This window comes from Anaerostipes sp. MSJ-23 (genome assembly GCF_018918155.1).
In the GTDB taxonomy this organism is placed as follows: domain Bacteria; phylum Bacillota; class Clostridia; order Lachnospirales; family Lachnospiraceae; genus Anaerostipes.
This window is the reverse complement of the sequence record NZ_JAHLPY010000013.1, coordinates 1-13718: the sequence shown is the minus strand read 5'-3', so window position 1 is coordinate 13718 and position 13718 is coordinate 1. Positions and strand designations below refer to the sequence as shown.

General features: G+C 35.7%; 14 protein-coding genes. 13 read left to right on the top strand and 1 reads right to left on the bottom strand.

Annotation, left to right across the window (positions count from 1 at the left end; translation table 11 throughout):
• Nucleotides 1-2 precede the first annotated feature (2 nt).
• The 13 genes from rsxE to KQI71_RS08815 all read left to right on the top strand — a co-directional run bounded on the left by rsxE (nucleotide 3) and on the right by KQI71_RS08815 (nucleotide 13390).
• A complete protein-coding gene (gene rsxE / locus KQI71_RS08875; protein WP_216435552.1) occupies nucleotides 3-710 on the top strand; it encodes an electron transport complex subunit RsxE in 708 nt (235 codons plus the stop codon).
• Between the two features lie 11 nt (nucleotides 711-721).
• Entirely contained in the window at nucleotides 722-1297 is a 576-nt protein-coding gene (gene rsxA / locus KQI71_RS08870) for an electron transport complex subunit RsxA (protein ID WP_216435551.1), read from the top strand.
• A 12-nt stretch (nucleotides 1298-1309) separates the two neighbouring features.
• Nucleotides 1310-2173 (top strand): RnfABCDGE type electron transport complex subunit B, encoded by an 864-nt coding sequence (locus KQI71_RS08865; RefSeq protein ID WP_216435550.1) that lies wholly within the window; start codon nucleotides 1310-1312, stop codon nucleotides 2171-2173.
• Between the two features lie 33 nt (nucleotides 2174-2206).
• Nucleotides 2207-2518 carry a YlmC/YmxH family sporulation protein gene (locus tag KQI71_RS08860; RefSeq protein ID WP_253288008.1) on the top strand — a complete coding sequence of 104 codons (312 nt, stop codon included), beginning with the start codon at nucleotides 2207-2209 and terminating at the stop codon, nucleotides 2516-2518.
• A gap of 63 nt (nucleotides 2519-2581) precedes the next feature.
• Nucleotides 2582-3028, top strand: a complete 447-nt coding sequence (nrdR, locus tag KQI71_RS08855; RefSeq protein WP_216435549.1) for a transcriptional regulator NrdR — start codon at nucleotides 2582-2584, stop codon at nucleotides 3026-3028.
• Between the two features lie 72 nt (nucleotides 3029-3100).
• Nucleotides 3101-4621, top strand: coding sequence for a YifB family Mg chelatase-like AAA ATPase (locus tag KQI71_RS08850; RefSeq protein WP_216435548.1), 1521 nt, complete (start codon nucleotides 3101-3103; stop codon nucleotides 4619-4621).
• Nucleotides 4611-5702, top strand: coding sequence for a DNA-processing protein DprA (gene dprA / locus KQI71_RS08845; RefSeq protein WP_216435547.1), 1092 nt, complete (start codon nucleotides 4611-4613; stop codon nucleotides 5700-5702). The genes KQI71_RS08850 and dprA overlap by 11 nt, the downstream gene beginning before the upstream one ends.
• A gap of 9 nt (nucleotides 5703-5711) precedes the next feature.
• Complete coding sequence (gene topA, locus KQI71_RS08840) at nucleotides 5712-7823, top strand: type I DNA topoisomerase (protein WP_216435546.1); 2112 nt, start codon at nucleotides 5712-5714, stop codon at nucleotides 7821-7823.
• A 6-nt stretch (nucleotides 7824-7829) separates the two neighbouring features.
• Nucleotides 7830-8597 carry a GTP-sensing pleiotropic transcriptional regulator CodY gene (codY, locus tag KQI71_RS08835; RefSeq protein ID WP_216435545.1) on the top strand — a complete coding sequence of 256 codons (768 nt, stop codon included), beginning with the start codon at nucleotides 7830-7832 and terminating at the stop codon, nucleotides 8595-8597.
• A gap of 138 nt (nucleotides 8598-8735) precedes the next feature.
• Complete coding sequence (rpsB, locus tag KQI71_RS08830; protein ID WP_216435544.1) at nucleotides 8736-9461, top strand: 30S ribosomal protein S2; 726 nt, start codon at nucleotides 8736-8738, stop codon at nucleotides 9459-9461.
• Nucleotides 9462-9498: 37 nt separating this feature from the next.
• Nucleotides 9499-10428 (top strand): translation elongation factor Ts, encoded by a 930-nt coding sequence (gene tsf, locus KQI71_RS08825; protein WP_216435543.1) that lies wholly within the window; start codon nucleotides 9499-9501, stop codon nucleotides 10426-10428.
• Between the two features lie 81 nt (nucleotides 10429-10509).
• Nucleotides 10510-12414 (top strand): hypothetical protein, encoded by a 1905-nt coding sequence (locus KQI71_RS08820; protein ID WP_216435542.1) that lies wholly within the window; start codon nucleotides 10510-10512, stop codon nucleotides 12412-12414.
• Nucleotides 12415-12544: 130 nt separating this feature from the next.
• On the top strand, nucleotides 12545-13390 hold the full coding sequence (locus KQI71_RS08815) for a phospholipase D-like domain-containing protein (RefSeq protein ID WP_216435541.1): 846 nt from the start codon (nucleotides 12545-12547) through the stop codon (nucleotides 13388-13390).
• 182 nt (nucleotides 13391-13572) lie between these two features.
• Here the strand turns inward: KQI71_RS08815 and KQI71_RS08810 are convergent.
• Nucleotides 13573-13718: transposase domain-containing protein (locus KQI71_RS08810; RefSeq protein ID WP_216435601.1), on the bottom strand; the 146-nt coding region annotated here is incomplete at its 5' end.

The window sequence follows — 13718 nt, the reverse complement described above, 5'->3', positions numbered from 1 at the left end:
ACATGAAACCAAATCCAATGGAACGATTGATTAATGGTATCGTAAAAGAAAATCCTACCTTCGTCTTAATGTTAGGTATGTGTCCTACACTGGCGGTTACAACATCCGCAATCAACGGTGCAGGAATGGGACTTTCAACAACTGTTGTATTAATGTTTTCCAATATGATTATTTCCGCACTTCGAAATGTCATTCCTGACAGAGTTCGTATTCCGGGATATATCGTAGTTATCGCATCTCTGGTTACGATCGTACAGTTCCTTTTACAGGGATATGTACCAGCACTTAATGATGCATTGGGATTATATATTCCTTTGATCGTTGTTAACTGTATTATCCTTGGACGTGCGGAATCTTTCGCAGCAAAAAATGGACCAGTCAATTCATTCTTTGATGGTCTTGGTATGGGACTTGGATTTACGATCGCGTTAACAATTTTAGGTGCATTCCGTGAACTTCTTGGAGCAGGACAGATCTTTGGAATGCAGGTAATGCCATCTTCTTATGAACCAATCACAATCTTTATTCTGGCACCAGGAGCATTCTTCGTGCTTTCTTGTCTGGTAGCAATTCAGAATAAAGTAAGAAGCAAAAAGCCTAAGAAACCAGGACAGCCACAGACAAGCGGTGGATGTGGAGACTGTGCACATTGTGGAAACAGTGCATGCGGTTCCAGAAGCTTTTTTGATACAACTGTGGATGATAAATAAGGAGGATTATTATGAAAAGTTTATTGTTAATTGCCATCGGCTCTGCCCTGGTAAATAACGTCGTATTAAGCCAGTTCCTTGGTTTATGTCCTTTCCTTGGAGTTTCAAAGAAGGTAGAGACAGCCGGAGGAATGGGCGCAGCCGTAATCTTCGTTATTACCATCGCGTCAGCAGTCACAAACTTAATTTATACATTCCTTTTAGTGCCAACGAACTTAACTTACTTAAATACAATCGTATTTATCCTGGTTATTGCAGCTTTAGTACAGTTCGTAGAAATGGTATTAAAGAAATCTATGCCAGCATTATATGAATCATTGGGAGTTTATCTTCCACTGATCACAACAAACTGTGCCGTTTTAGGTACAGCTCTTACAAATGTACAGAACAGCTATGGCTTTGCAGCCAGCGTTATCAATGGTATCGGTATCTCTGTTGGTTTCACCATCGCTATCGTTATCCTGGCTGGTATTCGTGAGAGAATGGAACATAACAACATACCAAAATCTTTCCAGGGAATGCCAATTACTCTTGTAACAGCAGGATTAATGGCCATCGCCTTCTTTGGATTCTCAGGACTTATATAGGAGGTAAGGAAGATGAATATATCAGCAATTTTACTTGCAATGGTTGTCGTCGGAGGAACCGGTCTGCTCATTGCAGTTTTACTGGGAATTGCCTCAGAAAAATTTAAAGTTCCTGTAGACGAAAAAGAAGTAGCAATTCGTGCAGAACTTCCAGGAAACAACTGTGGTGGTTGTGGATATGCAGGTTGTGATTCTCTTGCAAAAGCAATTGCAAACGGAGAAGCGCCAGTCAATGCTTGCCCAGTTGGTGGAGCACCTGCTGCTGAAAAAATCAGTGCAATCATGGGAGTAGAAGCAGGAGAATTCGTAAAGAAAGTCGCATTTGTAAAATGTGCCGGAACATGTGAAAAAGCATCTGATAAATTCCAGTATAGTGGAATTCAGAGCTGTGTTGATGCAGCTAATGTTCCTGGAGGAGGACCAAAAGGATGTGAATACGGATGTATGGGATTTGGAAGCTGTGCAAACGTATGTCCTGAAAATGCCATCTCTATCATAAATGGAATCGCACATGTCGATGAAGAATTATGCGTAGCATGTGGTAAATGTGCAGATATCTGTCCAAAAGGACTGATTGAATTAGTACCAGAAAACAAAAAGACGAGAGTACAGTGTGCATCGAAAGAATTCGGAAAGAACGTAATGTCTGTATGTAAGGCAGGATGTATCGGATGTCGTGCATGTGAAAAAGTATGTCGTCTGGAAGCAATCAAAGTAGAAAACAATATTGCACATATTGATTATGATAAGTGTGTTGGTTGTGGATTATGTGCCGGTAAATGTCCGAAAGGAATTATTACAGGAAAGAAACTGGTCCCTAAAAAACCAGCTCCTAAAAAAGCACCTGCAAAAGCTCCAGAAAAAAAGGAAGCTTAAAAAGAATCTATATATAATAGAAGAAACACAAAAATGCAGAAAACGAAAATGTTTTCTGCATTTTTTTCATACAATAAGAAAAAAGGAAAGATTTCTGTGAATTTTCTGGAACTGAGGCAAAAAGATGTGATCAATTGTAATACAGGAGAAAGAATTGGATTTGTACTAGATTTAGAATTTGATCCTAAAACCGGACAGATTCATTTCTTAATTGTTCCAAAAGCAAGAAAAATCGTAAACTGTTTAGGAAAAAATCAAGTTTACCGTATTCCGTATCGCTGCATTGTACGGATAGGAAGAGATACAATACTTGTAGATATAAATGAAAAAGAATGTTTGAAGTAATGAAAAAAAAATGTTATACTACGAACAAATCACTGTATTTAGAGAGATTGGAGGAAGCGAAAGATGAAATGTCCATACTGTGGAAATGAAGGTTCCAGAGTCATTGATTCCAGACCGGCGGAAAACAATGCAATTCGTCGAAGAAGAGAATGTGATGACTGCGGAAAAAGATTTACAACTTACGAGAAAATAGAAACAGAGTCCCTGACTGTGATCAAAAAGGATAAGGCAAGACAGATGTATGATCGCAATAAGATCCGTCATGGAATCGTGCAGTCCTGTCACAAGCTTCCGATTTCTATGAATCAAATTGATAAAGCAGTCGATGAGATCGAGACAAGGATTTTTAGTCTTGGTCTTCGAGAAGTAGAAAGTTCTGTGATCGGCGAGATCGTTATGGATAAATTAAAAGATTTGGATGAAGTTGCCTATGTTCGGTTTGCAGCAATTTACCGCGAATTTAAAGATGTAAACACCTTTATGAGTGAATTAAAGAAATTGTTAAAATAATTGTAAAAAAATTACAAATATGATATGATGAAGCTATCATTTTGAGGCCTTCACGAGATGAAGGAGTTTATCATGTTATATCAGGAAGTAATTAGCGGGATCATTTATGGCGTGACTGGTCAGTTGATTCGAGTAGAAGTAGAGATGAGAAATGGATTGCCATATTTTACTATGGTAGGATATTTGTCAAAAGAATCTACGGAAGCAAAAGAAAGGGTAGCATCTGCCCTGCGTTCTGTCGGGCATCCGCTTCCCGCGATGAAGATTACTGTCAATTTATCCCCAGCAAATATTCGAAAAAACGGCACAGCTTTTGATTTTCCAATCGCTGTCGCTTTTTTGGCATGCCTTGGAAAAATTCCATCAAAAGAGTTAAACCGCACTTGTATTCTTGGAGAACTTGGCTTGAATGGAACGATTCATGGCGTGGGGTATTGCCTGCCGATCGTAATGGAAGCAAAAAAACAAGGAATTCACCGATTTTTTATTGCAGAAGAAGACTCTGATTCTGTAGAAGAAATGGAAGATGTCGAGATCATTTTTATGCGTCGTTTGTCGGATATCTTTCACTATTTTGACGGAATGATGGAAAAATCAGGAAGAAAAAATAAAAAATGGAAGAAAAAGCCGATGGAAGAGGACTTTTTGGATATGAAGGGACAGCAACATCTAAAACGAGCCATAGAAATTGCAATTACCGGAAGGCATCATATTCTTCTGGTCGGATCTCCAGGATCCGGAAAAACAATGGCAATTAAACGAGTTCCTTCTATTTTATATCCGCTAACAAAGCAGGAACGAATGGAGGTACAAAGCATTTACGATGCTGCTGGCATTGTAAGAAATCTATTGGATGATCGACAGCCTTTTCGCACACCACATACTTCTATTTCAAAAGCGGCATTTCTCGGCGGAGGGCATCTTCCAAAAGCAGGAGAAATTACGCTGGCACATCATGGAATCCTTGTATTGGATGAGTTAATGGAATATCGGCCGGAGTGTCTGGAATCTTTACGACAACCATTGGAAGAACGGAAAATTTCCATTTATAGAGCAGGGCATCCTATGATTTTCCCATCAGATTTTCAAATGATTGCAGCGATGAATCCATGCCCATGCGGGTATGCACTCGAAGACGGGAAATGCCGCTGTACCTACCATCAGAAAAAACAATATTTAAAAAAGCTTTCTGGAGCAATTCTGGATCGATTTGATATGATTCTTACCGTAGTTAATGAAGAAGAGCCATCAAATCTTTTAGAGGAAAGTTCAAAAATGATTCGTGAAAGAGTGATACAAAATGTGGAAAAAGAACACCAACTTTTATCTGGAACCGATTATCATTTTTTTAGTGAAATAAGACCGGCTGATATGGAAAATCTATGTCCGTTATCTAAAAAATGTATCGAAGTTTTAAAGATGGCCTATCGTATGAAAAAGGTAACAAAACGCGGAATATGGAAACTAAAGAAACTTGCGATGACCATTGCATTGATGGAAGGAGAAACAAAAATACAAGAACATCATTTAATGGAAGCGCTCTCTTTTCGTAATACCGGTTTCATAAGTGAGGTTAGCGGCGATGGAAGATAAGCTTTATTGGTATTGGTTTTGTACGATGCTTGGAATGAATGCAAGAAAACAACACGAAATTTTAAATCTTTTTCAGCATCCGAAAGAATTGTGGAACTTGTCTTTTTCCGTGATGGAAACAACTTTTTCAAAGACCATTTGCAAACGATGGATCGAAAGTAAGGATGAGACAAAGATCCAAAAACAATATGATCAGATGAAAAAGGAGGAAATTGAATTTCTTTTATCAAAGGAGGCAGCCTATCCGCAGAAATTAAAGGAAATATATGATTATCCTTATGGAATCTTTCAAAAAGGACAGCCATGGCAGGAGAAAGATTTGGTTATCGCAATCGTAGGTTCCAGGCATCCAGACCGTTATGGATTGGAGATTGCTAGAAATTTTGCGCAAGATCTTGCACAAAGAGGGATCGGCGTTGTCAGCGGAATGGCCAAAGGAATCGATGCGGCTGCCCATTGGGGAGCATTGAAAATGGAAGGAAGCACTGCCGGTATACTTGGGTGTGGAATCGATCAAATTTATCCAAGAGATAATCATCAGCTTTTTTATGAAATGTATGATAAACAGAGTGTTTTCTCAGAATATCCTATGAATGTGCGTCCGGATGCATGGCGTTTTCCAGAGCGCAACCGTTTAATCAGCGGATGGAGTGATGGAATTGTCATTGTTCAGGCAGAAAAAAGAAGTGGATCGCTCATTACAGCAGATTGTGGATTAGACCAAAATAAGGAAATTTTTGCAGTTCCAGGACCGGTTTGGAACAGTAAGCACGCAGGGTGTCATGCGCTGATTCGACAAGGCGCGAAACTGGTCGAATCTGTAGATGATATTTTGTCAGAATTTCCAAATTTCATGAAAAGTTCAGAAAATATCAGTCAATTATCCGAAAAATGTCTTGCGAATCCGGAAAAAAAGGTGTATGCTAATTTAGATTTGTATCCGAGGCATATAAATGAAATTATGACAAAGACTGGTTTGAACTTCCAGCAGACTGTAGAAGCTTTGTTTCATTTAGAAGCAAAAGGATACATAAAGCAGATAAGTCATAACACATATATTAAAAATATTCACAAGAGGTAGTTATTCATTATGCCAAAATATTTAGTAATCGTCGAATCACCGGCGAAAGCAAAGACAATTAAAAAATTTCTTGGTAAGAATTATGAAGTAATCGCATCAAATGGTCATGTAAGAGACCTTCCAAAGAGTACACTTGGGATTGATATCGAAAATGATTTCGAACCAAAGTATATTACGATACGAGGGAAAGGAGAAGTACTTGCGGCCCTTCGAAAGGCAGTGAAGAAAGCAGACAAAGTATATCTTGCAACTGACCCGGACCGTGAGGGAGAAGCCATTTCATGGCATTTATACCACGCATTAAAGCTGGAAAACAAAAAATGCAGTCGTATTACATTTAATGAGATTACAAAAAATGCGGTAAAGGATTCGATCAAACATGCCAGAGAAATTGATATGAATCTGGTCGATGCTCAGCAGGCAAGACGAGTTCTTGACCGAATCGTAGGATATCAGATTAGCCCGATCTTATGGGCAAAAATCAAACGTGGGTTAAGTGCGGGACGTGTACAATCCGTTGCATTGCGTTTGATTTGTGACCGAGAAGAAGAAATTAATCTTTTTATTCCGAAAGAATACTGGTCATTAACCGCCCTTTTAAATGTAAAGGAAAGTAAAAAACCACTAGAAGCGAAATTTGTGGGACATAAGGATAAAAAAGAAAAAGTCGAGATTCATAATAAGGAAGAAATGGATCAGATTTTAAAAGAACTGGAAGGAAAAGAGTTTAAAGTTGAGGGAGTGAAAGTAAGTGAACGTACGAAAAAGTGTCCGCTTCCGTTTACAACGAGTACGTTGCAGCAGGATGCATCTAGCAAGTTAAACTTCCCAACACAAAAGACGATGAGAATCGCTCAGCAGTTATATGAAGGTGTAGATATTAAAGGAAAAGGAACCGTTGGTTTAATTACTTATCTTCGTACGGATTCTACACGTATTTCAGAAGAAGCAGATACAAGTGCGAAAGAATATATTGCCGAGCATTATGGAGAAGAATATGTTGGAGTTTCCAGTACACCGGCAAAGAAGAGTGATAAAAAAGTGCAAGATGCTCATGAAGCAATCCGTCCAACGTATATGGAAAATTCACCGGCAAGCATTAAGGATCAGCTGTCAAGAGACCAGTTCCGTTTATACCAGCTGATTTGGAATCGTTTTATAGCCAGCCGTATGGCAGCAGCCAGATATGAAAATACATCCGTAAAAATCATTGCAGGAGACTATCGCTTCACAGCAGCTGCATCAAAGATTGCATTTGATGGATTTTTATCTGTGTATAACATCAATAACGAAAAATCAGAAGGAAATGTAATGATCAAATCCATTGATGAAGATACGGAACTCTCTCTCAATGAATTTGAAAGTAAACAGCATTTCACACAGCCACCAGCACATTATACGGAAGCTTCTCTCGTAAAAACACTGGAAGAATTAGGAATTGGCCGTCCAAGTACGTATGCGCCGACGATTTCAACCATTGTGGCAAGAAGATATGTTGTAAAAGAAAAGAAAAATCTCTATGTCACAGAACTTGGAGAAGCTGTTAATAACATGATGAAAAAGGCATTCGCAACCATTGTTGATGTTAATTTCACAGCAATGATGGAAGCACTGCTTGATATGGTAGAAGAAGGAAAAGTTCATTGGAAATCTGTCATTGAAAATTTCTATCCAGATTTTGAAATTGCAGTTAAGAATGCAGAAAAAGAATTAGAAAAAGTAAAAATTGAAGACGAAGTCACCGATGTCGTCTGCGATCAGTGTGGAAGAAACATGGTAGTCAAATATGGACCATATGGTAAATTCTTAGCATGCCCTGGATTCCCAGAATGCAGAAACACCAAACCACACTTTGAAAAGGTCGGTGTACCATGCCCTCTGTGCGGAGGAGAAGTAGTACTTAAGAAAACCAAAAAAGGACGAAAATATTACGGATGCGAAAATAATCCGGAATGTGAATTTATTTCATGGCAGAAGCCGTCCACTATCAAATGCAAGCGCTGCGGAAGTTACATGATCGAAAAGGGTAAAAAATTAGTATGTTCTAATAAGAAATGTGGTTATGTATGCAGTCGTCCAGAAGAATTAGATCAGGAGGAGACCCAGACTAAGGGAGAATAAAGTCAAATGAGTAGTATACAGTTATTAGATAAAACAAGAAAAATCAATAAACTGCTGCACAATAACAATTCACAGAAAGTTGTTTTTAACGATATCTGCAAAGTATTAACAGAAGTAATGGATTCCAATGTTATTGTTGTCAGCAAAAAAGGAAAAATTCTTGGAAAGAATGAAACCGAGCATATTCCGGTCCTTCATCAGTTAGTTTCCGGAAATGTCAAAGACTATGTCGATCATTATCTGAATGAAAGACTGTTAAGCATTCTGTCCACAAATGAAAATGTCAGCTTATCCACTCTTGGTTTTGATTCTGTTGCGGATGATTATTCAGCGATTATTGCACCAATTGATATTGCCGGAGAACGTTTTGGAACCTTATTTATGTATCGTCAAAAACAACCGTATTCTATTGATGATATTATTCTTGCGGAATACGGAACAACCGTTGTTGGACTTGAAATGCTTCGTTCCGTAAGTGAAGAAATGGAAATGGAACGCCGGAAAAAACATGTCGTTGATTCGGCCATCGGAACTCTTTCCTTTACCGAGCACAAAGCGGTCATTCATATTTTAGAAGAATTAGAAGGAAATGAAGGAGTTCTTGTAGCAAGTAAGATTGCAGATCGTTTCGGAATCACAAGATCGGTTGTTGTCAATGCCCTTCGCAAATTAGAAAGCGCTGGTGTCATCGAAACAAGATCCTCTGGAATGAAAGGAACTTATATTAAAGTAACCAACGATTTTATTTTTGATGAAATTACAAATCAAAGGTAAAAATTTCTTGCAATTAGAAACAAGGTTTGGTATACTGTCATAGGTAAAAATAAACACGCTATTGGAATTCTGGTAAGTGCCGTAAGGTTTGCCGGAACGTTGAAAATAGCGGAAGCAAAAACTAAAGGAGATTTAACAATGAGCGTAATTTCAATGAAACAGTTACTTGAAGCCGGTGTTCATTTCGGACATCAGACAAGAAGATGGAACCCTAAAATGGCACCATACATCTACACAGAACGTAATGGTATCCATATCATCGACTTACAGAAATCTGTAGGAATGGTTGACGATGCATACAATGCAGTAAAAGACTGTGTAGCACACGGCGGAAAGATCCTGTTCGTAGGAACAAAAAAACAGGCTCAGGATTCTATTCAGGCTGAAGCAGAACGTTGTGGAATGTTCTACGTAAACCAGAGATGGTTAGGTGGAATGATGACAAACTTCAAGACAATCGAATCCAGAATCGCAAGACTGAAAAAAATCAAAGAAATGGAAGAAGACGGAACTTTTGATGTACTTCCAAAGAAAGAAGTCTTAGAATTAAACAAAGAAAAAGACAAATTACAGAAGAACTTAGGTGGAATCGAAGAAATGGGTGGACTTCCAGACATGATCTTCGTTGTAGATCCTAAGAAAGAAAGCATCTGTGTACAGGAAGCACACACATTAGGAATTCCTCTTGTTGGAATCGCAGATACAAACAGCGATCCAGAAGAATTAGACTATATTATCCCAGGAAACGATGATGCGATCCGTGCCGTAAAACTGATCACATCTGCAATGGCTGATGCTGTTATCGAAGCAAACCAGGGAATCGACGCAGACGCTGCTGAAGCAGAAGAAGCTGAAGAAGAATAATCCGTATTTAACATCTATTTTTTAGGAGGAAAAAATCATGGCTATCACAGCAGCAATGGTAAAAGAATTAAGAGAAATGACCGGTGCCGGTATGATGGATTGTAAGAAAGCTCTTACAAATACAGACGGAGATATGGACGCAGCGGTAGAATTTTTAAGAGAAAACGGTCTTGCAAAGGCAGCAAAAAAAGCTGGACGTATCGCAGCAGAAGGACTTGTTGCAGTAGCATTATCTGATGATGCAAAAGAAGCAGCAATCGTTGAAGTAAACTCTGAAACAGACTTCGTTGCTAAAAACGATACATTCAAAGCATATGTTGCAGAAGTAGCTGACCAGGCTCTTACAACAACAGCAACAGACATCGATGCTTTCTTAGCAGAAGAATCTAAAGCAGAAGCTGGAAAAACTGTAAAAGAAGCATTAGACGGAAAAATCGCTGTGATCGGTGAAAACTTAAACATCCGTAGATTCCAGAAAGTATCCGCAGCAGATGGATTTGTAGCATCTTACATCCATGCTGGAGGAAAAATTGGTGTATTAGTAGAAGTTGCTACAGACGTAGTAAACGACGAAATCAAAGAAATGGCGAAAAACGTAGCAATGCAGGTTGCAGCTATTTCTCCAAAATACACAAGCAGAGATGAAGTTTCTAAAGATTACATCGAACATGAAACAGAAATCTTAAAAGTTCAGGCTATGAACGAAAACCCAGACAAACCAGAAAACATCATCGAAAAGATGATCGTTGGACGTCTGAACAAAGAATTAAAAGAAGTATGTCTGTTAGATCAGGCTTATGTAAAAGCAGAAGATGGAAAACAGGCAGTTGGTAAATACGTAGAGCAGGTTGCAAAAGCAAACAATGCTAACGTAACAATCAAAGGATTCGTTCGTTTCGAAACTGGTGAAGGAATCGAAAAGAAAGAAGAAGACTTTGCGGCTGAGGTTGCTGCTCAGTTAAAATAAGATTTTAGAATTTTATTTATGGCACATATCACTTTTGTGGTGTGTGCCTTTTTGATTTATAAAATATAATTGAGGTGAATTATGCGACCAGAATATTTTGATGGTGTGAAATTTTATAGCACGAATGATCTTAGTTTTGGAGGAAATTTAGATCTTGCAATTTCTAAATTAAAGGAATTAGATCTTGATAAGAAGTTTGATGATATTAATGAGATAATTGAATTATATAATATACAATTAGTGTTAAGATTTTTAAATGATGAATATAAAGAAAAAATCCAATTTTATATAAAAGAGAAAAAAATAAAAACGATTATTGGAAAGTTTTTTAATAAAATATGTGATGATAATTTTTTTATAGTTGAAAAGCAAGTAAGTAATATGTATTATGATGATTTTTGGATATTATTTTGTAAATACAAAATATATAAAAAAATATCAAATGAAGTATTTTATGTGTTTTTATGTGATGAAAATACAATTTTATCTTATATAATTAAACATAAAGAAATTGTTCAGTATTATGATGATATTATGGGTAAGATATTAAGAGTTTCGGAACAGACAACACCAATTTTAGCTAGAAAATTTTTAGAAAAAAATAAAGAAAATTATTATTTGCCTAAATCATTGGAAAAAGAAGAATATGAAACTATTTTCCAACGATATATAGATTCTGATAATGCAAATATTAATATTTTACAATTAATATTTCAGGCACAAAGTTCTAAAGAATGTCCAATTAGTGACAAATTAAAATTACGTGCACAAAAAGTATATAATGATTTTTGGAAGATGAATACTGGAGTATCATTAGAGCAAGCGGTTGAAATATATTTTAAAGACCAAGAAAAAATAAAAGATGTAAAAAGAGAAGGAATGAAATTTAAAATTAGTTACGATAAAAAATGGTTAGAAGAAAATTTAGACTATGCGACAATTCTTAATAATTTTACATATCTTTTTGAAATGTTTGATGCTAATGGTAGAAGTACTTTAGTTTCAATAAAATCGCAGATAAGTGCATTAGAAAGAGCTTTTTCGATCAAAGGTCGTAAATTTTATGAAACAGGAGTAGCATTTCAAACATCAGAAATGCTTTCACTTGCTCAAATGTCTATGTATTATGATTTTTTGAAAAGTAAAAATATATTTTTGGAAGATATTTTTAAATGGTTTTTTGAATCATATATAAAAGATGAATTTGGTGTGAAAGATTTTTTATTTAATCTTTCTTCGAAAGATTCGACTTATGTAGAAAAATGTAGAAATTTAGCCTCAGAAATGGAAGGCATATTAAAGCAGTTTCGAATGTATGTTAAAGATAAGTATATTGACCGTGACTTGTATGAAATGTCATCAGAACATATGATAATTTCAGATATTCCAAGTTTGATTAAAAATAAGTATGGATATGCAAAAAATAAAGAAGTTGAAAATATGATGTATTTATTATTCTCAGATCAATCTGGTCTAGGGTATACAGAGAAAACTAAGAGTAAATATAAAACATTAGTTCAACTATTAATTCATGAAAATATGAGTATTGAAGATTTTAATGAGTGTCATAAAGGTGAAATTGAATGGTTAGAAAAAAATAAATGTGTTTTAATCGAAAATGATAGTATCATAAAATTGTATCAACCAAAGGTTTATTTATTGAAACAATTATATGATAAAGAAGCATTGTGCTTACAATATTTGGAAGATTTAAAAGAAGATATAGCAACAATGGTTAAGTTAAATCAATTGGTAGTATATGATAGTCTTTTTTGTAAGCCAGAAATTAAATATATGAATTATGTTTTAAATAAATCTGAATACAGTAATGGGTTAGATTTAAGAAATAAATATATGCATAGTACATATTCAAGAGATGAAGATGTACAAAGACAAGATTATATGAAATTATTAATAGTAATGTTAATTGTGATTAATAAAATTAATGAAGAATTTTGCATTTTAGATAGCAAGATTGATAAGTAGAATAAATAACAAATTTGATATCTTAGTGAGTGAAATACATGATAAGAGATCGAATTATAGAATGTATATATGGAATATGATATAATATATTGGAGAAATTGTAGGAGTAAAAAATTTAAAAGGATAAAATATGGGAGATATAAAATCTGAAGAATTAGTAATGGGTTTAACCACTGCATTTATAGATGGATCCAATAACTCAAATTTGGTGTACCGGCCAGAATTTATATATAACGATTATAAACAAGGAAAGAAAGTTCTTGTGTCTTTGGAACAAGAATTAAAACGATGTGATGAATTCTTTATCAGTGTAGCATTTATCACTGATAGTGGATTTGAATCTCTATCTATGATTTTAAAAGAACTAGAACAAAAAGGAGTTCCAGGGAAAATTCTTACGACAGACTATTTAACATTTAGTCAGCCAAAAGCATTAGATCGGTTAGCTCAACTGAAAAACATTGAATTAAAAATGTTTCGAACGAATTCTGAAGTTGGAGGATTTCATACAAAAGGCTATATATTCCGTGAAGATGAATTATATCGAATCATTATCGGAAGTTCTAATATGACATCAAGTGCAATTACAAAAAATAGAGAATGGAACACGAAGATTATTTCTACAGAACAAGGCGAAGTTGCACAAGAAATTTTAAATGAATTCAAAAACTTATGGATATCACCAAATAGTCAATATTATGAAGATTACAAAGAGCAATATTTACAAAATCAAATTATCAAAAAACAACAAAGACAAGCAGCAAGAGAGCAACTTGTTGATTTTGCAAGCTATAAATTAAAACCAAATAAGATGCAGTTAGCTTTTATCAATAACCTTATGAAGATGAGAGCAGAAGGAATAGAAAAAGCTTTACTATTATCAAGTACAGGAGCACATGTTATATTAATGACAGGACGAAAAGCCTTGAAAATCAAGGGATTCGGACCTGTCTTTTTATTTAAAATAATAAATTGAAAAGGAATTCTAGACAACAAAAAAGAGAGCCACTGAGTGACTCCCCCAGTGCAGTCCGAAAACATACACCTCAATCAATATTTATAATATACAACATTGAATCAAAAAATGCAAGTTTTTTCGTAAACGGTAAATCAGTGTTACCGATAAATTTTTGATCACTGGATTTTTATCCAATGATCTTATTTTTTACATTCTGTTGGCAGGTGTTCTGACCATGGTAATAGTTCTTCTAAAAAATCTAGATTTCTATCTTCCATGTGTTTTGGAATCTCTGTCAGCAGATATTTTAAATATTCATATGGTTTTAACTGGTTCGCTTTGGCTG